The organism is Acidovorax sp. SUPP3334, from assembly GCF_030159055.1.
Classification (GTDB): domain Bacteria; phylum Pseudomonadota; class Gammaproteobacteria; order Burkholderiales; family Burkholderiaceae_C; genus Paracidovorax.
In genome coordinates this window covers 57,778-76,652 of the sequence record NZ_BQXQ01000017.1, presented here as the reverse complement: position 1 = coordinate 76,652, position 18,875 = coordinate 57,778, and the positions used below count along the sequence as shown (strand labels likewise).

General features: G+C 69.3%; 19 protein-coding genes. 5 read left to right on the top strand and 14 right to left on the bottom strand.

Annotation, left to right across the window (positions count from 1 at the left end; genetic code table 11):
* Positions 1-11: 11 nt before the first annotated feature.
* The 5 genes from AVHM3334_RS11710 to AVHM3334_RS11690 form a co-directional block, all read right to left on the bottom strand.
* Positions 12-2,690, bottom strand: a complete 2,679-nt coding sequence (locus AVHM3334_RS11710; RefSeq protein WP_284412484.1) for an FtsX-like permease family protein — start codon at positions 2,688-2,690, stop codon at positions 12-14.
* 17 nt (positions 2,691-2,707) lie between these two features.
* Positions 2,708-3,424, bottom strand: a complete 717-nt coding sequence (locus tag AVHM3334_RS11705) for an ABC transporter ATP-binding protein (RefSeq protein ID WP_284412483.1) — start codon at positions 3,422-3,424, stop codon at positions 2,708-2,710.
* On the bottom strand, positions 3,421-4,413 hold the full coding sequence (gene miaA, locus AVHM3334_RS11700; RefSeq protein ID WP_284412482.1) for a tRNA (adenosine(37)-N6)-dimethylallyltransferase MiaA: 993 nt from the start codon (positions 4,411-4,413) through the stop codon (positions 3,421-3,423). Before miaA ends, AVHM3334_RS11705 begins: the two co-directional genes overlap by 4 nt.
* Positions 4,400-4,615, bottom strand: coding sequence for a hypothetical protein (locus AVHM3334_RS11695; protein WP_284412480.1), 216 nt, complete (start codon positions 4,613-4,615; stop codon positions 4,400-4,402). The genes miaA and AVHM3334_RS11695 overlap by 14 nt, the downstream gene beginning before the upstream one ends.
* A gap of 75 nt (positions 4,616-4,690) precedes the next feature.
* The gene (locus tag AVHM3334_RS11690) at positions 4,691-5,524 is read right to left on the bottom strand and encodes an alpha/beta hydrolase (protein ID WP_284412479.1); all 834 of its coding nucleotides are present in this window, start codon (positions 5,522-5,524) and stop codon (positions 4,691-4,693) included.
* Positions 5,525-5,977: 453 nt separating this feature from the next.
* On the opposite strand from AVHM3334_RS11690, the gene AVHM3334_RS11685 reads away from it, so the two are divergent.
* Positions 5,978-7,144 (top strand): glycerophosphodiester phosphodiesterase, encoded by a 1,167-nt coding sequence (locus AVHM3334_RS11685; RefSeq protein ID WP_284412478.1) that lies wholly within the window; start codon positions 5,978-5,980, stop codon positions 7,142-7,144.
* A 21-nt stretch (positions 7,145-7,165) separates the two neighbouring features.
* Here the strand turns inward: AVHM3334_RS11685 and AVHM3334_RS11680 are convergent, their stop codons facing one another.
* The gene (locus tag AVHM3334_RS11680) at positions 7,166-7,852 is read right to left on the bottom strand and encodes a PA4824 family protein (RefSeq protein WP_284412476.1); all 687 of its coding nucleotides are present in this window, start codon (positions 7,850-7,852) and stop codon (positions 7,166-7,168) included.
* Positions 7,853-7,888: 36 nt separating this feature from the next.
* Positions 7,889-9,883 carry a DNA mismatch repair endonuclease MutL gene (mutL, locus tag AVHM3334_RS11675; protein ID WP_284412475.1) on the bottom strand — a complete coding sequence of 665 codons (1,995 nt, stop codon included), beginning with the start codon at positions 9,881-9,883 and terminating at the stop codon, positions 7,889-7,891.
* Between the two features lie 78 nt (positions 9,884-9,961).
* Between mutL and AVHM3334_RS11670 the strand changes: the two genes are divergently transcribed.
* Positions 9,962-10,606: a DedA family protein gene (locus tag AVHM3334_RS11670; protein ID WP_284412474.1), complete on the top strand. Its 645-nt coding sequence runs from the start codon at positions 9,962-9,964 to the stop codon at positions 10,604-10,606.
* A gap of 47 nt (positions 10,607-10,653) precedes the next feature.
* Here AVHM3334_RS11670 and AVHM3334_RS11665 read toward each other — a convergent pair whose 3' ends face one another.
* From AVHM3334_RS11665 to tsaE, 5 genes are all read right to left on the bottom strand, one after another.
* A complete protein-coding gene (locus tag AVHM3334_RS11665) occupies positions 10,654-11,550 on the bottom strand; it encodes an alpha/beta fold hydrolase (RefSeq protein ID WP_284412472.1) in 897 nt (298 codons plus the stop codon).
* A gap of 292 nt (positions 11,551-11,842) precedes the next feature.
* Entirely contained in the window at positions 11,843-12,070 is a 228-nt protein-coding gene (locus tag AVHM3334_RS11660; RefSeq protein ID WP_284412470.1) for a YMGG-like glycine zipper-containing protein, read from the bottom strand.
* A gap of 186 nt (positions 12,071-12,256) precedes the next feature.
* Positions 12,257-12,589 (bottom strand): cupin domain-containing protein, encoded by a 333-nt coding sequence (locus tag AVHM3334_RS11655; RefSeq protein ID WP_284412468.1) that lies wholly within the window; start codon positions 12,587-12,589, stop codon positions 12,257-12,259.
* Positions 12,590-12,633: 44 nt separating this feature from the next.
* A complete protein-coding gene (locus tag AVHM3334_RS11650; RefSeq protein ID WP_284412466.1) occupies positions 12,634-14,073 on the bottom strand; it encodes an N-acetylmuramoyl-L-alanine amidase in 1,440 nt (479 codons plus the stop codon).
* On the bottom strand, positions 14,070-14,585 hold the full coding sequence (gene tsaE, locus AVHM3334_RS11645) for a tRNA (adenosine(37)-N6)-threonylcarbamoyltransferase complex ATPase subunit type 1 TsaE (RefSeq protein ID WP_284412464.1): 516 nt from the start codon (positions 14,583-14,585) through the stop codon (positions 14,070-14,072). The genes AVHM3334_RS11650 and tsaE overlap by 4 nt, the downstream gene beginning before the upstream one ends.
* Positions 14,586-14,597: 12 nt before the next feature.
* Here tsaE and queG point away from each other — a divergent pair, with 12 nt between their 5' ends.
* The 3 genes from queG to AVHM3334_RS11630 all read left to right on the top strand — a co-directional run bounded on the left by queG (position 14,598) and on the right by AVHM3334_RS11630 (position 16,912).
* Complete coding sequence (gene queG, locus AVHM3334_RS11640) at positions 14,598-15,716, top strand: tRNA epoxyqueuosine(34) reductase QueG (protein ID WP_284412462.1); 1,119 nt, start codon at positions 14,598-14,600, stop codon at positions 15,714-15,716.
* Positions 15,717-15,789: 73 nt separating this feature from the next.
* Positions 15,790-16,149 (top strand): CidA/LrgA family protein, encoded by a 360-nt coding sequence (locus AVHM3334_RS11635; protein ID WP_284412527.1) that lies wholly within the window; start codon positions 15,790-15,792, stop codon positions 16,147-16,149.
* 10 nt (positions 16,150-16,159) lie between these two features.
* On the top strand, positions 16,160-16,912 hold the full coding sequence (locus AVHM3334_RS11630) for an LrgB family protein (RefSeq protein ID WP_284412460.1): 753 nt from the start codon (positions 16,160-16,162) through the stop codon (positions 16,910-16,912).
* A 42-nt stretch (positions 16,913-16,954) separates the two neighbouring features.
* Here AVHM3334_RS11630 and AVHM3334_RS11625 read toward each other — a convergent pair whose 3' ends face one another.
* On the bottom strand, positions 16,955-17,860 hold the full coding sequence (locus tag AVHM3334_RS11625) for an AEC family transporter (protein WP_284412458.1): 906 nt from the start codon (positions 17,858-17,860) through the stop codon (positions 16,955-16,957).
* 61 nt (positions 17,861-17,921) lie between these two features.
* Positions 17,922-18,842 carry a LysR family transcriptional regulator gene (locus AVHM3334_RS11620; protein WP_284412457.1) on the bottom strand — a complete coding sequence of 307 codons (921 nt, stop codon included), beginning with the start codon at positions 18,840-18,842 and terminating at the stop codon, positions 17,922-17,924.
* Positions 18,843-18,875 lie beyond the last annotated feature (33 nt).

The window sequence follows — 18,875 nt, the reverse complement described above, 5'->3', positions numbered from 1 at the left end:
TTGCTACGCGGTTACCAATCCTCCTTGACTGCCAACACGGCCTGCCGGCCGCCCGCCGCCCTGCCCGCGAGCCACGCGGTGACCGTGCCCGTGGCCAGCACCGCTGCGCACAGCGCCAGAAGCCGCAGCCACGGCACCCGCAGGTCCATGGTCCAGTGAAAGCTCTGCGGGTTGACCACGTGCACCAGCACCACCGACACGGCAAGCCCCAGCACGGTGCCCGCCGCGGCGCCGATGGCCGTCCACGCGGCCCCTTCGCCTGCCACGACGGCCAGCACCTGGCGGCGCGTGAGGCCCAGGTGCACGAGCAGCCCGAACTCTTTGCGCCGCGCCAGCACCTGGGCGCTGAAGCTGGCCGCCACGCCGAACAGGCCGATGCCGATCGCCACGGCCTGCAGCCAGTAGGTGACCGCAAAGCTGCGGTCGAAGATGCGCAGGGACCGTTCGCGGATGCCGGCCGCCGAGTCGAACTCCAGCGCGCCGCCCGCAGCGGGGGGCGTGATCCCTGATGCACTTTGTGGCCCACCTGCTGCCGAACTGCCTGCCACCTCGCCGGCCAGCCTTTCGATCGCCTGCCGCAGCGCGGCTTCATCGGTGCCCGGTCGGGGCCACAGTGCCAGGTCGGTGGAGCGGGCGTCGCCCGTCAGGCGCACGAAGTCCGCCCGGTCCAGCGTGACCGCGCCGAACTGCCGCACGTAGTCGCGCCAGACGCCTGCTATGAAAAACATAGCTACCTGCCGTTGATTCTCTTGCGCCAGAGGCCTGAAAGACCCTGACAGCTGCGGCCAGTCCATGCCGGGCCGCACGCCGTACAGATCGAGCACCGCCTCGCTCACATAGACGCCGATGCGCCCTTGAGGCACGGCCAGCGGCGTGCCCACCAGCGGCAGCACCTGTGCCGGATCGCCGCCCAGCGGCCGCGCCAGCAGCGCGACAGGGGGCCGGGCAGGGTCCAGCAACAGGCTGCTGGTGCGCAGGGCCTGCACGCGCGCCACGCCGGGCAGCCGGGCCACGGCGGTGTCGAAGCCGGCGGGAAACGCCGGCCCGTCGTCCGTGCCCGCCGCACCGGCCATGCGCAGATAGAGGGGCGCGGGCAGCACCGCGTCCAGCCACTGGCCGACCGATCCGCGAAAACTGCTCACCATCACCGTGAGCGCCACCGCCAGGCTCAGGCTGGCCACCACGCCGCCCACTGCCACGGCGGCGGTGCCCCGCGTGCGTCGTGCGCGCTCCAGCGCCAGCAGCGGCAGAACCTGCCGGCCCGCCAAGGGCGCCAGAACGTTCAGCAGCGCACCCACGCCCCAAGGGAGCAGCGCGATGCCGCCCACCAGCAGCAGCCCGACCGACACATAAGCCGCCAGCGGAATGCCGAACACCGGCGGAGCGGCCGCCAGCACGGCGCCCGCCACGACCAGCGCCAGGGCTGGCCAGCCCTTTTGCCGGCCGCCGAGCGCCGCCCCCAGGCCCTTGAGGGTTTGCGCGGGCGGCAGGCGCTGCGCCGCGCGCGCAGGCCACCAGCCTCCCACCAGGGCGGCAGCCAGGCCCAGCAGGCCGTACAGCGCAGCGGCGGGCGCACTCCATTGCAGCGCCGGCTGTACCCCCGCGAAATAGCCCCCGCCCAGATCGCCGCCCAGCCAGCGCAACGCCGAGGCCGCGAGGGCCGTGCCCAGGGCGATCCCGGCCGCGCTGCCTGCCACGCCCAGCGCTGCCGATTCGGCCAGCACCAGGGCGAGGCGCTGGCGCGGCGTGGCGCCCAGAACGGCCAGCAGCGCAAACTGCGGGGCGCGCTGGGTCACGCTCAGCGCCAGCACGGAGAACACCAGGAAGGCACCGGTGAACAGCGCGACCAGCGCCAGCACCGTCAGGTTGACGCGGTACGCGCGGGACAGGTTGCTGGTGCGTGCCGTGGCATCGCCGGGCTGCAGAACCGCCACGCCGGCCGATGCGCCGGCCGATGCGCTGGCCGAGGCCTGCAGCGCCTGGCGGAAGGCATCGGCACTGGCGCCCGGGCGCAGCTGGACATCGATGCGGCTCAACTCGCCCGCGCGCTGGAACAGGTCCTGCGCGGCGCCGATGTCCATCACCGCCAGCGGTGCGCCGCCGGCCGTCACCGTGCCCGCCACGCGCACCGTGCGGGTTTGCAGGCCAATGCGCAATTGCAGCGATGGCAGGCTCCCTTCGTGGCCGTCCTTGCCGTCGCCGCGCAGTCCCAGCGCCTTGAGCGCCGCACCGTTCAGGAAGACCGTGGCCGGCGACAGCAGCGCGAGCCGGTCGGCATCGGCGAAAGCGCGGGGCATGAGGCCAGGCGCCATGGTGGGCAGCAGCAGGGCATCGGCACCCACCACGCGCAGCGGGACGGAAGCTGCGCCCGGCCCGGGTGCCGCGGCACCGGGCACGCTGGCCTGCGCCGACACCTCCAGCACCGGCCCCGCGCGGGCCACCAGCGGGTGCGTGGCGACCGGACCATACAGCGCCTCGGGCAGGCTGCCCTGCGTGGCCCGCAGTTCGAGGTCCGGCTGGCCGTTGATGCTGCGCACCGCCTGCGCGAATTCGGACAGGGCGGACGCATTGATCACATGCACCGCGAACGCCAGCGCCACGCCCAGCATGACGGCCGCCACGGCCGCGGCCGCACGCCAGGGGTGGTGGCGCAGTTCCTGCCAGGAAAAGGTCCGCAGCAGTCGGAGCATGGCCGCTTTGCCTGCCTTCAGGCGCCGTGGCCGGAAACGGCCATGCCGTGGGCCGTGAGGCGCAGCCGGCGGTCCGCCCGGGCCGCCGCGGATTCGGAATGGGTCACCAGCACGAGCGCCGCGCCGTGCTCGCGCGTTTGCGCCAGCAGCAGGTCCATCACCCGCGCGGCGGTGGCTGGGTCGAGGTTGCCGGTGGGCTCGTCGGCCAGCAGCAGGGCGGGGCGGTGCACCAGCGCGCGGGCGATGGCCACCCGCTGCAACTGCCCGCCGCTCAACTGCTGCGGCAGGCGCTCGCCCAGGCCTTCGAGGCCCACCGCATCCAGCATGTGCGCCACCCGCGCCGGGTCGGATCGGCCCAGCAGCATGAGCGGCAGCGCCACGTTCTGCGCCACGTCCAGGTGCGGCAGCACATGGAAGGCCTGGAACACGAAGCCCACGTGCGCCCGCCGCCACAGCGCGCGCCGTGTGTCGTCCAGCGTGGAAAGATCGGTGCCGCCATGCACGATGCGGCCCGTGTCCCAGGTGTCGAGGCCGGCCAGGCAGTTCAGCAGCGTGGATTTGCCCACGCCCGACTCGCCCACGATGGCCACGAACTCCCCCGGGTGGACCGCCAGGTCCACCTGGGCGAACACATCGGCTTCGCCATAGCGCTTGCCCAGCCCTTGGACGCGCAGCACGGGGGCCGGGCCGGGCATGGCGGCCTCGGGCGGGGCGCCGGGGGGTGCCTCGTTCATGCGCGTGTCTTTTCGGAAAGCCGGCGGTGCACGGCCGCGACCAGTTGCGCCGTGGCATCGGGCGCGTCGCAGGCGATGGCCTGGCGCGTCGGCATGCTGCGCAGCCAGGTGACCTGCCGTTTGGCCAACTGCCGCGTGGCTGCCAGGCCGCGCTCGCGCAGGGCCTTCATGTCCAGCACGCCCGTGGCGGCCTCCGCATCGAGCGTCTCCCACGCCTGGCGGTAACCCACGCAGCGCATGGAGGGCAGGTCGGGGTGCAGATCGCCGCGCGCGCGCAACTGCCGCACTTCGTCCACGAAGCCTGCGCCCAGCATGGCGTCGAAGCGCTGGGCGATGCGGCCGTGCAGCCAGGCGCGGTCTTCCGGCTCCAAAGAGAAAAGGGCATCCACCGCAGCATTGGCGACATTTTCTGCTCTCTTTTTGATAGTGTGAAAGTGCGACAGCGGCTGGCCCGCGATCTGCCAGACCTCCAGCGCGCGCTGAATGCGCTGGCTGTCGGCCGGGGCGAGGCGTGCGGCGGTTTCGGGGTCCACGCGGGCCAGTTCGGCGTGCATGCCGGGCCAGCCGATGTCGGCGGCGCGCGCTTCCAGTTCGGCGCGCACGGCGGGGTCGGCAGGCGGCATGTCGTCCATGCCGTCCAGCAGCGCCTTGAAGTACAGCATGGTGCCGCCCACCAGCAGCGGCAGTGCGCCGCGGGCGCGGATCTCGGTGATGAGGCGCGTCGCATCGGCCACGAACTCCGCCGCGCTGTAGGCGTGCAGCGGGTCGCGGATGTCGATCAGGTGGTGCGGCACCGCCGCCAGTTCGGCCGGCGACGGCTTGGCGGTGCCGATGTCCATGCCGCGGTACACCAGCGCCGAATCGACACTCACGATCTCCACTGGCTGGTGCGGCGCCAGCGATGCCGCCAGCGCCAGTGCGCCTGCCGTCTTGCCCGACGCGGTGGGGCCTGCCAGTGCGATGCAGGGAAGGGATTCAGGCCGGGGCATGCGGTTTTCCACGGTTTTGCACGGGCTGCAGGGCATGGGGATCGGGCCGTGCCAGCGTGGCCGGCGAGGGCCGGTACGGGTCGGTGGCGATGGCGATGGGGTGCAGGCTAGGCAGCAGCTCTAGCACGGTGGTGACCAGGCCCGGAGCGATGGCCGCGGCCGGTGTCGCCTGGCCCGCCGTGGCGAAGGGAGGGACGGACATTCGGGCGAGCCTACCAGATGGCATGCCCGCAATGGCTTGGCCAAGCCTGCTCCCATCGGGACGGATCGAACCGGATCAATACACCTGGAACAGGTCGGCCAGGGCCGCTCGGTACTGGGGCTCGCCGATCGTGTTGGTGCTGTGGTGCGTGCCGCCCTCCACCAGCACGAAGCGCTTGGGTTCCTGCGCCGCGTCGTACAGCTTGCGCCCCAGCGTGGGCGGAATCAGGCTGTCTTCGCTGCCGTGGACCACCAGAAGCGGCGAGCCGATGTGCGCCACCTTGCGCGCCGACTCGAAGCGCTGGGTGATCAGGCCCGACACCGGCAGCCAGCCCCATTTGAAGGTGGCCACCACTTCGGGAATGTTGGTGAAGGTGCCCTCCACGATCGTGCCCTTTTCGTCGTCCACCATGGCGGCCAAATCGATGGCGATGGCGCCGCCCAGCGAGTGCCCGAAGATGTAGCGGGGCCGCTCGGGCGCGCGCTGCGCCAGCCAGTCCCAGGCGGCGCGGGCGTCTTCCAGGGCCGTGGTTTCCGAAGGCAGGGCGGCGCTGCTGCGGCCGAAGCCCCGGTAATCGACCGCCAGCACCGAAAAGCCCATGCTCTGCATCCGGCGCATGCGGCCGGCCGAGCCCGATACGTTCCAGCGGGCGCCATGCAGGTACAGCAGCACGGGGGCGTCGGCTTTTGCGGCGGGCAGCCACAGGCCATGCAGTTTCTCCGCCTTGCCGGTGGATCGCGAGTCGAAGGCGATCCAGACGTCTTCCATGTCGTCGGTGGCCTGGGCACCTCCCCAGGCGCGGTCGCTGGGCTGAAAGATCCATTCGCGCTGCTTCACGTCGAGGGTGGCGCATCCTGCCGTGACGGCGATGGCAAGAGCGATCGATGAAAGGAGGGGCCAGCGTTTCATGGGTAGGACTGAGTGCCGCGGCGGGTGGAAAGTTCTTTAGAGGTGTTTTAGGCGGTATGCCGTGGTGGATATTGTGCTGGAAGCTCACTTATTGATAGCAAACCGGGAAATCCCCGTCTTTTCCGCCTTTTGCAAGAAACGCGCCCGCCGATGCGCTTTGTTACACCTGGAATTGTGGCGCGGGTCGGGTGATTCGGTTCCTTGGGCCAACCCTGCTTCGTGGCAGGAAAAATCGATGCAGCCCCACGTTGCAGCGCAACATCGATAGGCCGTGACGGCACGCCGCGCTGCGCCTTAGGATGCCCGCTCTTGGTGATTTGCCCCCGAATCGATGGCACGGCCTTGGTGCAAGACCGCGCGCGATGGCAATGCGGGGTTTAAGTTCCCCCGAGTCACCGTCTTGTCATAGGGCGCCGCCACAGTGGCGGGCTTCAACGATCAACGAGGTAGAGCATGAACCTGTCTGGTTTCAAGGGGGCCGCGCTGGCCCTGGCCGTCATGGCAGCACTGGCTGGCTGCGCAAGCGATGGCGACGATTTTCCCACCCTGAATGGCAACAAGCCCCTCGTGATCGGCCACCGCGGGGCCGCAGGCTACCTGCCGGACCACACGCTCGAAGGCTACAAGAAAGGCATCGAACTGGGTGCGGACTTCATCGAGCCCGACCTCGTCGCCACCAAGGACGGCGTGCTCATCGCCCGGCACGAACCCAACATCACCGGCACCACCGACGTATCGACCCGGCCCGAGTTCGCCAATCGCAAGACCAAGAAGACGGTGGACGGCGTGGTGGAAGAGGGCTGGTTCGCCTCCGACTTCACGCTGGCCGAAATCAAGACGCTGCGCGCCATCCAGCCGCTGCCCGAGCGCGACCAGTCGTTCAACGGCAAATTCCAGATCCCGACGCTGGTCGAAGTGCTGGACCTCGCCAAGTCCGAAGGCACGCGCGTGGGTCGCACCGTGGGCGTGTACATCGAAACCAAGCATCCCACGTACCACGCCAACCTGAACCTGCGGCTGGAAGACCGGTTGCTCAGCACGCTCTCGCAGTACGGCTACACCACGGCGACGTCGCCCGTCATCCTGCAGTCGTTCGAAGTGTCCAACCTCAAATACCTGCGCACCAAGACGCAGGTGCGCCTGGTGCAGCTGGTGGATGCGAACGACGTGAAGGCCGACGGCAGCATCGACCTGACCGCGCCTTTCGACAAGCCGTATGACTTCGCCGTGGCCGGCGACCAGCGCACCTTCGCCAGCCTGCTGACGCCTGCGGGCCTGAAGGAAGTGAAAACGTATGCGGACGGTATCGGCCCCTGGAAGCCGTACCTCATCCCGTCCAAGCTGGTGGACAACAACAACGATGGCAAGCCCGACGACCTGAACGGCGACGGCAAGATCGACGAGAGCGATCGCGTGATGATGCCCGCGACCTCGGTGGTGTCCGATGCGCACGCGGCCGGCCTGTTCGTGCACCCCTACACGTTCCGCAGCGAGGCCAAGCGCCTGGCCTCGGACTTCAAGGGCGATCCCAAGGCCGAATACCGCCTGTTCTATCGCCTGGGCGTGGACGGCGTGTTCGCCGACTTCCCCGGCCATGCCAGGTCGGCACGGGACGACTGACCCGGTGGGTGATCCTTCGGCCTAGAAGCTGCGTTTGACGCCGATGCTCAGCAGGGTCCGGCCCTGCCGCCGGCCGATCACGCCGTCCAGCTGCCAGCCCGGCGTCCATTCCCACAGGGCGCCCGTCTGGTAGGTGGGCGGCCCGCCGCGCTGGCCGAAGGCTTCGACGTGGGCGGTGATCGAGCCCCAGGTGGATTCGACCGCCGCGCCCCAGGTGGGTAGCCAGCGGTGATCGGGTGCGCGCAGCGTGCCTGCGTTGGCATGCACCGCGCCCCAACTGGCGATGCAGGTGCCGAGCATGCCGAGGGCGAGCGTGCTGCGCGGCTCGCGGTGGGTGTGCCACAGGGCGACGCTGCTGGCGGCATGGCAGCCCTGCTCGGGCGGTGGCGCCCACTGCCATTTGGCCACCACGCTTTGTACGGTGGAGTGGCCGTCGAGGTCGCGGGCCAGCAGGGCGCCCAGTTCCAGGCCCGGCATCGCCAGCGGCGCATAGGCGGGTGCCAGATACACCGCGCCGCGGTCGTGGTGTACCCCTTCCCACCACAGTTCCACATGCCCGTCGCCTGGAGCGTTCACCCCGGCATCGTCCACCGTCAGCGGCCGGCCTGCGTGGGCGGGAAGGGTGGTCGCGGCAATGGCCGCCAGAGCCGCCATGCCATAGCCCTGGCAGGCGGTGCGAAGGTTGCAGGGGTGGCGGCGCAGGGACATGGCAGGTGACCTTTTCGAGCCTGCGGCGCCTGGGTGTCAGCGTCCGCGCAGAAAGAGGGCGTCCAGCTCGCGCATGGACAACTGGCGCCAGGTCGGACGGCCGTGGTTGCACTGGTCGGAGCGGTCGGTGACTTCCATCTGGCGCAGCAGGGCGTTCATTTCATCGAGGGTGAGCCGGCGGTTGGCGCGCACCGCGCCGTGGCAGGCCATCGTACCCAGAATTTCATTGCGCGCGCGCTGCACCACCGTGCTGGCGTCGTGTGCGGCCAACTCCGCCAGCACGCTGCGCGCCAGCTCCACGGCGTTGCCCTGCGCCAGCGTGGTCGGCACGGCCCGCACTGCCAGCGTCTTCGGGGAAAACGGTGAAATCTCCAGCCCCAGCATCGACAGCGTGTCCGCCTGCGCCTCGGCGGTGGCCACTTCTTCGGGCGTCGCCGCGAAGGTCGCGGGAATCAGCAGCGGCTGGCTGGCGATGCGCTCGCTGCCATCCACCTGCGCCTTGAGGCGCTCGTACACGATGCGTTCGTGCGCCGCATGCATGTCCACGATGACCAGCCCGTGGGCGTTCTCCGCCAGGATGTACACGCCCTGGATCTGCGCCACGGCGCGGCCCAGGGGCCAGGCGGGCGCATCGTCCGGGTGCGGTGGTGCAGCGCCCTCCGCTGCGGGCCGCACACCATGGTGCGGGGCAGCGGCGGGCCACGGCGCGGGGCTGGGCGATGCTGCGCCACTGCCGCCTGCATCGCTGGCGTTGCCCCATTCGGCCAAAGGTGCAGTCGAAGCGGCGGGCGCTTTGGGTGCGCCCCACAGCGCTTGCAGGTCGCTCACGCGGTGACCGACGACCGGCTCGTCGAAGCGGATGGCGGCCTGCGCCTTCCACCCGGGCAGGCCGGACGAAGCCGTCGGCGACAGGGCGGGTGTTTCCGCCGCACCGGTTCCTGACGCAGCTTCCGTGCCGCTGGCCGAGGCCGAGGCGGCGGCGAGCGCCTGCGCGCGGGGGACCGCCAGGGCGTTTTCCACCGCATGGCGCACGGCCTGGTGGACTTCGCGGCTGTCGCGAAAACGCACCTCGATCTTGGTGGGGTGCACGTTCACATCCACCCGCAGCGGATCGATCGCCACATACAACGCATACACGGGCTGCTTTTGCCCATGCAGCACGTCCTCATAGGCGCTGCGCGCGGCGTGGGTGAGCACCTTGTCGCGCACGAAGCGGCCGTTCACGTAGCAAAACTGCTGGTCAGCGCGCGAGCGTGCCGCATCCGGCAGGCCGGCGCGGCCCGTGACCGTGATGGGGCCATGGCGGTGGTGCACCGGCACCGATTCGGCGAGAAAGTCTTCCCCCAGCACATCGGCCAGCCGCCGCGCGAGCGCCTGCTGCAGGGCTTCATCGGAGCCGTCGCTGGCGGTCAGCGTGGCGCGCCACTGTTCGACCAGCTTGCCTTCGTGCCAGATGGCAAAGCCCACGTCGGGCCGGGCCAGGGCATGGCGGCGCACCGCTTCGATGCAGTGGGCCAGCTCGGTCGCGTCGGTCTTGAGGAACTTGCGGCGCGCGGGCGTGGCGAAAAACAGCTCCTTCACCTCCACCGTCGTGCCCTGGCTGCGTGCGGCGGGCCGCAGTTCGCCGCTGCGCGCATCCAGCAGAAAAGCGCTGGGCTGCTCCGCCGTGCGCGAGAGCAGGGCCATTTCCGACACCGAAGCGATGGCCGCGAGCGCCTCGCCCCGAAAGCCCATGGTGGCCACGGATTCGAGGTCGTGCAGGTTGGTGATCTTGCTGGTGGCGTGGCGCCGCAAGGCGATGGGCAGTTCGTCCTGCGGGATGCCGCTGCCGTCGTCTTCCACCGAAATCAGCCGCACGCCCCCCGCCAGCAGGCGCACGGCGATCTGGGTCGCGCCGGAGTCGAGCGCGTTGTCCACCAGCTCGCGCACGGCCGAGGCGGGCCGTTCGACCACCTCGCCGGCCGCGATCTGGCTGATGAGTTCGTCGGGCAGGTCGCGGATCGGTCGGCGCAGGGGGGGCTCTGTGGTCATTGCCCGGCATTCTAGGGAGTGCGGTTAGAGTACGCGCCGCATTGGTCATCCCTCCAACCCACCTCAGAAGGCCTGCCCTTGGAAATCATCCAATTCCTGATCGACTTCATCCTGCATGTGGACAAGCACCTCGCGGCGTTCGTCACCGCTTACGGACCGTGGGTCTATGCGCTGCTGTTCCTGATCGTCTTCGTGGAGACGGGCGTGGTCGTGATGCCCTTCCTGCCCGGCGATTCGCTGCTGTTCATCGTCGGCGCGCTGTGCGGGGCCGGTCTCATGAGCTTTCCGCTGGCCTGCGCGGTGCTCATCGCCGCAGCCATCCTGGGCGACCAGTGCAATTATTCGATCGGCCGCTATTTCGGGCCCAAGGTATTCCAGTGGCCCGATTCGCGCTGGTTCAACCGCCGTGCGTTTCAGCAGGCCCATGATTTCTATGAGCGCTATGGCGGCGTCACCATCGTGCTGGCGCGCTTCATGCCCTTCATTCGCACGTTCGCGCCTTTCGTGGCCGGCGTGGCCGAGATGAATCGCGCCAAGTTCACGGCGTTCAACGTGGGCGGAGCGCTGCTGTGGGTGCTGGGCATCTGCACCGCGGGCTACTTCTTCGGCAATTTCCCATGGGTGCAGGCGAACCTGGACAAGATCATCTGGGCGTTGATTTTGGTGCCCGGCCTGATCGCGCTCTACGGCGGCTGGCGCGCAGGCCGCCAGAAGACGGCCTGACCCGGCAGCCGAGGCCCCGGCCACCCGGGCGTTCGCCGGCGTCGGTGTCAGCGCATCGTGCGGTCCAGCCATGCCGTCAATTGCTGCGTGACGAACGAAGGGTTGTCCAGGTTGGAAATGTGGCCGGCTTGCGGAATCAGCACCGACTCGCAACCGATGACTTCGGCCATGGCGTGCATCTCGTGCGGCGGCCGTGGAATGTCCTCGTCGCCGCCCATGAGCAGCGTGGTGCGGGCGTCGAGCCCGGCCAGCCGGTCCATCGCATCGGCGCGTCCGAAGATGATGCGACCCAGCGGCACCACCGAGTCGCGCAACTGGTCTGCCGTCATCGCCGCCAGGCTGCGCCCGAAGGCGGCTGGCCTTGGGCTGGCCGGATCGGTGCCTGGGCGAAAGAAGATCGGAACGATGGCGTCGATGAGGGGCTGCGTGACCTTTCCACCGGTCTCGATCGCGTCGAGCAAGCCGAAGTAGCGTTGGCGCGTCGCCTCGGGCTCGGCCCCGAGAAAGGTGTCCATCATCACCAGGCTGCGCACCCGGTCCGGCGCCTTCAGCGCCAACTCCGCTCCCCACATGCCACCGACCGACAGGCCGACCACCGCGCACTCGCGGATGCGCAGGGCATCCAGCAATTGCAGCATCTGCGCCGCGAGGCCTTTCAGATCCTGCGTGTCCGCAGGCAGCGGCCCCGATGCGCCATGGCCCCAAAGGTCGGGTGCGATGACCCGGAAGTGCCGCGACAGGGCCTTGATCTGCGGTGCCCACATGGCCGAGGTCCACAGATAGCTGTGCCCCAGCAGTACCACGGGGCCCTTGCCCCGGTCCTGGTAATGCAGATGAGCGCCCTGCGGCGTGACGTATCGCGATAGCGCTGCATCGCCTGCCGAGTCGCCTGCGCCGTTCGCCAGCACGCTGCCCGAAGCCATGGCCGCAGGGATCGCCATCATTTGCAACGCTGCACGGCGGCGGTTCAGCGAAGGCTCAACCAGAGGATTTTGAGTGGAAGGTGCCGAGGGCGCTGGATGCATGGAAATATTCTGCAGAGTGGAAAAACGCGATGGTATCTCTGCTAGCTCTGTCCCGGTGCACTAAACCGTATCGATCGGTGGCGAGATGCTTACTGCGGGCTCCCTGGCGCTCTGCAAGTCCAGCGGACGCCCAATAAAAAAGCCCGCACGGTGCAAACCGTGCGGGCTTTTTTCAGAAGAGGCGGGATGGTGTTGAACCATCCCTGGTGCATCAACGGCGGCGTTGGTCGCGGTCTTCACCCAGTTCATGGCCGATCAGCGCACCAGCGCCAGCGCCGATGACCGTGGCGGTGGTGCCGCCGACGGCACTGCCCAGCACACCGCCGGCCACGGCGCCTACGCCGGTGCCCACTTGTGCATTGGTGGGGTTGGACGAGCAGCCGACGAGGCCGAGAGCGGCTGCAACAGCGGCGGCGGAAACGAGATGGCGGTAGTTCATGACTGGCTCCTTGTGTCTTTGGGGGTTATGGAATCTGGACAGGCCAGCCGTGTAAACCGCTGCAATTCGCCTGTCCCAACCCATGCCCAGACTATCGCCCCGGCCCGACGCTTGCGGTGTAGGCAGTCGAGGGGCCCCGCTGTAGGAGGTGCCCCCGCATGGCCGGAGGCCGCTGCCGGGCCTCTGTCAGCCGGGGGCGAGGCAGATGGTGACCAGGAGCGAGGCGTTGGTCACCGCGCGCAGCGAATGCGCCGCCTTGGGCTGCAGGTGCACGAAGTCGCCCGTGCGCAGCAGGCGGGCGCCGCTGGCCGTGTGGAACTCGGCCTCGCCTTCCAGGCAGTGCACGGTGATTTCGCCAGGCGTGTCGTGCTGTCGCAAATCCTTGCCGGCGGGCAGCACGACCCGGATCACTTCGAGCTGGGCGCCCTTGATGATGGCCGTGGTGGCGGTATCGGCCAGCCGGTCGCCCAGCGGGCTCAGGCTGACGACTTCTCCGGAACGTGCGTGGGGCAGGGCCATGGGATCCTCCTGTTGAATGCCGGCCCGCTGCGCTGGCTGCGCGCTCACACGGACCGGCTGCGCGCCAGCGGCGGATTCTTGGCGAAGTATCGCGTGATGCCGCGCATCAGCGCGTCGGCCAATTGCTGCTGGTAGGCGGCAGTGCGCAGCTTGGCTTCTTCTTCGGGGTTGCTGATGAAGGCGGTTTCCACCAGCACGCTGGGAATGTCCGGTGCCTTGAGCACGGCAAAGCCGGCCTGCTCCACGCGGGGCTTGTGCAGCTTGGCCATGCTGCCGATCTCGCCCAGCAGCACGCTGCCGAGCTTCAGGCTGTCGTTGATCTGCGCGGTGGTGCTCATGTCGAGCAGGGCGCTTTGCACATGCCGGTCCTGCACCCGCACGTTCAGTCCGCCGATCAGGTCGGACTGGTTTTCCTTGTTGGCCAGCCAGCGGGCGGCAGAGCTGGAGGCGCCGCCCTGGCTCAGCGCGAACACGCTGGCGCCGCGTGCGGCCGGCGTGGTGAACGCATCGGCATGGATGCTCACGAACAGGTCGGCCTGCACGCGGCGGGCCTTGTCCACGCGCACGCCCAGGGGCACGAAGTAATCCGCGTCGCGGGTGAGAAACGCCCGCATCGGATTGCCGCCGACCGTGGTGGCGTTGATGCGGTCGCGCAGCAGGTACGCCACCTTGAGCACGATGTCTTTCTCGCGCGTGCCGCCGGGGCCGGTGGCGCCGGGGTCTTCGCCCCCATGGCCCGGGTCCAGCGCCACGATGATGAGCCGGTCGGTCGCCTTCGCGATGGCGGGGGCGGCAGGCGTGGGCGGCGGCGCATGCGGCGGGGTCGGGGCGGCCGCCACGACGGGCGGCGGCGTGGCCGGTGCCGCTGGCGCGGGCAGGCCGACCGGCGGGGGCGGGGCGCCGGGCCGCTGGCTCTGCTGGGCGATCAGCTCGCCCAGGGGATCGCCGGGCGTGCCGGGCTTGGCCGCGGCGATGTTGGGCAGCGGCGCGGATGGCGGGGCCTCGCGCAGCCGTTCGGCAATCAGGGCCTCCAGCGGGTCCTCGGGTTCGGCCGGGTACAGATCGAACACCAGCCGATGCTGGTAGGCCGCAATTGGGGGGAGCGTGAACACCTGGGGCAGCGCGGCGCGCTTCAGGTCCACGACCAGCCGCACCACGTTGGGCGCGTTCTGGCCCACGCGGATGCCGGCGATGTTGGGGTCGTCCGCCTTCACCTTCGCAACCAGTTCGCGCAGCTCGGGGTTCAGGTCGATGCCTTCGATGTCCACTGCCAGACGGGGCGGCGTGGTCACGAAGAATTGCTTGGCCACCAGCTGGCGGTCGGATTCGATGGTGACGCGGGAATAGTCCTGTGCCGGCCACACGCGCACCGCCAGAATGCTGGCGCCCCGCGCGATCTGCTGGGTGCCCAGCAACAGCACGAGGGTGCCTGCCTGCAGCAGCGAACGGCGGGAGGGCTGGGGGGGGAAGGGCGCTTCGCTCATGCCTTCGATCCTTGTGCGAGAGTGCGGCCCGAAACGGTATGGGCCTGAAGGGTGACGTGCCGCTCGGCATCATCGGTCGCTTCAATGTGTATAGCAAGGTCTTCAACGGGGATGAGCGCGGCGGCCTTCTCGGGCCATTCCGCGATCTTGAGGCCCGGGCCCGCGAAGATGTCGCGAAAGCCGGCGTCCTCCCATTCGCGAGGGTCGCTGAAGCGGTAGAAGTCGAAATGCCAGATGGCCAGCCCCGGCGCCTCGTGCGGCTCCACCACGGCATAGGTCGGGCTCTTGATGCGGCCCTGCACCCCCAGCGCGCGCAGCAGGTGGCGCACCAGCGTGGTCTTGCCGGCCCCCAGGTCGCCGTGCAGCGTGATGAAGGCGTTGGCGATCAGGGGCTGCGCTGCCAGGCGCGCGGCGAAGGCGGCCGTGTCTTCCTCGCTGTGCCAGCGCAACGCGACGGGCGCGTCGGCAGGGGGGCTTTCTACAATCCGGTGGTGATGTTCAGCAGCAGTCAACTCGTTCCTCAAATGCAAGGCTGGGCCCGCGAACTGGGATTCTCCCAAATCGGCGTGGCCGGTGTGGACTTGTCGTCCGCAGAACCGGGGTTGATGCAGTGGCTGGCGCAAGGGTTCCATGGCGAGATGCATTACATGCAGGCGCACGGCCTGCGCCGCGCCCGCCCCGCCGAACTGGTGCCCGGCACGGTCAGCGTGATCACCGCGCGCATGGACTATCTGCCGCGCGACACGCCCGTGCAGGGCGCGCCGGCGGGCGCTAATGCACCGGGCCCCGGCTGGCAGGCGATCGAATTCGCGCGGCTGGAGCGCCCTGCGGAAGGCATCGTCTCGGTCTATGCCCGGGGGCGCGACTATCACAAGGTGCTGCGCCAGCGCCTGCAGAAGCTGGCCGACCGGATCGGCGAGGCCGTGGGCCCGATCGGTCACCGGGTGTTCACCGATTCGGCACCCGTCCTCGAAGCCGAGCTGGCCAGCCGCAGCGGCCAGGGCTGGCGCGGCAAGCACACGCTGGTGCTCAACCGGGAGGCGGGGTCGATGTTCTTCCTGGGCGAGATCTACGTGGACATGGCGCTCGACCCCAGCGAGCCGGTCACCGCGCACTGCGGCAGTTGCCAGGCGTGCCTGGACATCTGCCCCACGCAGGCGATCGTCGCGCCGCACCGGGTGGATGCCCGGCGTTGCATCTCTTACCTCACGATCGAGCACGCAGGCCCCATTCCCGCCGAACTGCGGCCCTTGATGGGCAACCGCATCTACGGCTGCGACGACTGCCAGTTGGTGTGCCCCTGGAACAAGTTCGCGCAGACCAGCCGCCTGCCCGATTTCGACGCGCGGCCGGGCCTGGCGGGCCAGCAGTTGGCCCACCTGTTTTCATGGGACGAGCCCACGTTTTTGCGCATGACGGAGGGCGGTCCCATCCGCCGCATCGGGCATGAGCGCTGGCTGCGCAATGTGGCCGTGGCATTGGGCAATGCCCTGCGGGCCACGGGCGACCCTGGCGTGCAGGCCGCCCTGCAGTCCCGCGCCTCGGACCCGAGCCCGCTGGTGCGGGAGCACGTGGAATGGGGTTTGGGTCAAAAAGGCCTCCAGCGCAATGAATACGGCGGCATTACGCTATCAATTAAATAGCAATCGAATGCGCCCGAATGCCGAATGTCCCATCGCCGGCCGGGCGAGCCTGGCCGACAATACCGCGCTGCCCATGATCTACGCCCTGTTCCTGCTCATCGCGTTCCAGCTGCTGGGGGAGGCCACGGTGCGCCTGACCGGCTGGCCCTTGCCGGGGGCGCTGGTGGGCATGCTCCTCCTGCTGGGGTGGCTGGCCTGGCGCCGGCGCGTGCCCGAGGCGCTGCAGTCCACGGCCTCGACCCTGCTGCAGCACATGATGCTGCTCTTCATTCCGACCGTGACCGGCGTGATGGTGCATTTCGGCCGCGTGGCAGACGAGTGGAAGCCTTTTCTCATCGCCTGCATCGTCGGCGCCGCCGTGACCATGGCGGTGACCGCGCTCACCCTGCACTGGCTGCTGCTCCGCGCCAAGCCCTCGGAACCGCCGGCATGAGGGCCTCCGCATGACCGACCCGATCACTGCCGTCACGGGCTTGGCCGCATTGGGGGCGCTGCAGCGTTCGCCGCTGCCCTGGCTGGCGCTCACGCTGCTGGCCTATCTGGCCGCGGTGTGGCTGTACCGCCGCAGCGGCAACAACCCTTTCCTGCTGCCCGTGCTGACGGCGGTGGTGGGCATCGTGTGCGTGCTGCTGGTGCTCGGCGTGCCGTATCCGGTGTACTTCGAAGGCGTGCAGTTGATCCACTTTTTCGTCGGCCCGGCCACGGTGGCGCTGGCGGTGCCGCTCTACGGCCAACTGGGCAGGATCCGGCAGATATGGCTGCCGGTGGCCGTCGCGCTGCTGGCCGGGTCGGTGGCGGCCATCGCGTCGGCGGTGCTGGTGGCCTGGGCGTTGGGCGGCTCGCTGCAGACGCTGATGTCGCTGGCTCCCAAATCCGCCACCATTCCCATCGCCACCGCGGTGGCGGAGCGCCTGGGCGGCATCGCCTCGCTGGCGGCGGTGGCTGTTGCCATCACGGGCATCGCCGGCGCGGTGATCGCGGGGCCGCTGCTGCGCCTGCTGCGGCTGAACGACGACCCCGTGGTGCGCGGCTTCGCCGTGGGTTTGACCGCGCATGCCATCGGCACCGCGCGCGAGTTGCAGACGAACCCGACCGCAGGCTCGTTCGCCGCGCTGGCCATGGCGCTCAACGGCATCGCCACCGCGCTGCTCATGCCGGCGATGGCGGCGATGCTGCGGTGGATGGGCGTGTGGTGATCGGTGGGCGATCGTGTGGCGGGCTGCCGGGCGACGTGCCGCCTACCGCAGCACGGCCAATGCGAACGGCAGGCTGAACACGCCCAGCAGCGTGGAAAGCGTGACCAGTCCCGCCACGTACGGGCCGTTGTAGCCCATGCGCGCCGCCAGCACGTAGCAGGTGGACGCGGTGGGCAGGGCGGAAAACGCCAGCAGCACCGTGGTCTGCACGGCATCGAGCCGCAGCAACTGCGCCATGCCGAATGCGATCACGGGCTGCACCAGATGCCGGATGGTCAGCACCGAAGCCGACAGCAGCTTGCCCCGCGTGAGCAGCCCGAACTGCATGCCCGCGCCCGCCGCCATGAGCCCCAGCGCCAGCGACGCTGCGCTGATGCGGCTCACCGTGGGCTCCATCCAGACCGGAATGTGAAAGCCCATCAGATTCGCCGCCAGCCCGGAGCCGGTGGCCACGATGAGCGGATTGCGCAGCAGTGCTTGCAAGAACCCGTGCTGCCCCGTGCGTGCCATGGGCCACACCGCGGCCACGTTGAACAGCGGCACGCACACCCCGATCAGCACGGCGATCAGCAAGAGGCCCTGCGCACCGGCCAGCCGTTCCGCCAGCGCCAGGCCGATGAACGAGTTGAAGCGGAAGGCGATCTGGGCGCTGGCCGCATGGTCGCGCGGGTCGATGCGGCCTCGCAGCCCCGGCAGCCATGGCAGGCTGTAGGCCAGCGCAATGCCCACCAGGCCCGTCGCCACGCCCGCGCCGATCAGCCCCGAAGCCTCGCCGATGTGGATGGGGCTTTTGACGATCGACTGGAACAGCAGGACGGGAAAGAGCAGGTAGTACACCAGGCTCTCCACCGGCTGCCAGACGCTGCGGTTGAGTGGTGTGTAGCGGCACACGAGGTAGCCGCATAGGATGAGGGCAAAGTCGGGGAAAAGGAGCTGCGCGTAATTCACGGCGTGCAGGATAACGCGCGGCTGTCCGCCCCTTGGCCGATGCCGCGGCGGGCGAGACGCCTCAGCGACCCGGTGGCGCCGCTGCCTTGCCGCCTTCGACGATGGCCTCGATCACTTTCTGCAAGCCCCGGTTCATGGGTTTGTCGTGGCGGGTGATGATGGCTTGCGTGCGGTACAGCGGCGGGTCCAGGGGCCGCAGCTCCAGGTCATCGTTGCGGCGGTTGTAGCCCGACAGGGCCATGCGCGGCAGGATGCTGCAGCCCAGCCCGGCCGCCACCATCGCCTTGATGGCTTCGACGCTGTCGAACTCCATCACGGCAGCGGGCGGGGGCGCCCCGCCGCCGGTGCTCAGCCAGGCATCGACGATGCCGCGCGTGCTGCTGCCCGGCTCGAACTTCACGAGCGGGTACTGGTTCAGCATCTGCGGGGTGACCGCCGCCGGCCAATCGCACGTGCCGCGGCGGCAGATGGCCATCAACTCGTCTTGCACGATGGGAATGGCGGCCACGGCCCGCGAGACGATGGGCAGCGTCACGATGGCGGCGTCGATCGAGTTGTCCTCGATGCGGCGCACGTAGTCGTCGGTGTTGCCGGTGCTCACGATGATGCTCAACGACGGATAGCGCCGCCGCAGGTCATGCAGGATGGGCGGCAGCAGGTACAGGCACGAGGTCAGCCCCGTGCCCAGGCGAACCCGCCCGGTGACCCCCGCGGAGTGGAACGTCGCGGCGCTCACGGCGTTGGCCACTGCGGCCGACACATGCGGAACATGTGCCAGCAGATCGGCGCCTGCCGGTGTGGGCCCCACGCGGCGGCCCAGCCGCTCGATGAGCCTGACCGAAAGGCGGCGCTCCAGATTTCTCACCTGCAGGCTCACCGCAGGCTGGGTCACACCCAGCCGAAGTGCCGCAGCAGAAAAACTCCCCAGTTCCAGCACCAGCGCGAAGGTTCGTAATTGATCGAGATCCAAGGTACGTTCCATAGGCTTAGCTTATGTTTTGTATAAGACTGCAAA

Coding starts and splice junctions, on each gene's coding strand:
- AVHM3334_RS11710 (WP_284412484.1), bottom strand. CDS start 2,690: ATGCTCCGACTGCTGCGGACCTTTTCCTGGCAGGAACTGCGCCACCAC.
- AVHM3334_RS11705 (WP_284412483.1), bottom strand. CDS start 3,424: ATGAACGAGGCACCCCCCGGCGCCCCGCCCGAGGCCGCCATGCCCGGC.
- miaA (WP_284412482.1), bottom strand. CDS start 4,413: ATGCCCCGGCCTGAATCCCTTCCCTGCATCGCACTGGCAGGCCCCACC.
- AVHM3334_RS11695 (WP_284412480.1), bottom strand. CDS start 4,615: ATGTCCGTCCCTCCCTTCGCCACGGCGGGCCAGGCGACACCGGCCGCG.
- AVHM3334_RS11690 (WP_284412479.1), bottom strand. CDS start 5,524: ATGAAACGCTGGCCCCTCCTTTCATCGATCGCTCTTGCCATCGCCGTC.
- AVHM3334_RS11685 (WP_284412478.1), top strand. CDS start 5,978: ATGAACCTGTCTGGTTTCAAGGGGGCCGCGCTGGCCCTGGCCGTCATG.
- AVHM3334_RS11680 (WP_284412476.1), bottom strand. CDS start 7,852: ATGTCCCTGCGCCGCCACCCCTGCAACCTTCGCACCGCCTGCCAGGGC.
- mutL (WP_284412475.1), bottom strand. CDS start 9,883: ATGACCACAGAGCCCCCCCTGCGCCGACCGATCCGCGACCTGCCCGAC.
- AVHM3334_RS11665 (WP_284412472.1), bottom strand. CDS start 11,550: ATGATGGCGATCCCTGCGGCCATGGCTTCGGGCAGCGTGCTGGCGAAC.
- AVHM3334_RS11660 (WP_284412470.1), bottom strand. CDS start 12,070: ATGAACTACCGCCATCTCGTTTCCGCCGCCGCTGTTGCAGCCGCTCTC.
- AVHM3334_RS11655 (WP_284412468.1), bottom strand. CDS start 12,589: ATGGCCCTGCCCCACGCACGTTCCGGAGAAGTCGTCAGCCTGAGCCCG.
- AVHM3334_RS11650 (WP_284412466.1), bottom strand. CDS start 14,073: ATGAGCGAAGCGCCCTTCCCCCCCCAGCCCTCCCGCCGTTCGCTGCTG.
- queG (WP_284412462.1), top strand. CDS start 14,598: ATGCAAGGCTGGGCCCGCGAACTGGGATTCTCCCAAATCGGCGTGGCC.
- AVHM3334_RS11635 (WP_284412527.1), top strand. CDS start 15,790: ATGATCTACGCCCTGTTCCTGCTCATCGCGTTCCAGCTGCTGGGGGAG.
- AVHM3334_RS11630 (WP_284412460.1), top strand. CDS start 16,160: ATGACCGACCCGATCACTGCCGTCACGGGCTTGGCCGCATTGGGGGCG.
- AVHM3334_RS11620 (WP_284412457.1), bottom strand. CDS start 18,842: ATGGAACGTACCTTGGATCTCGATCAATTACGAACCTTCGCGCTGGTG.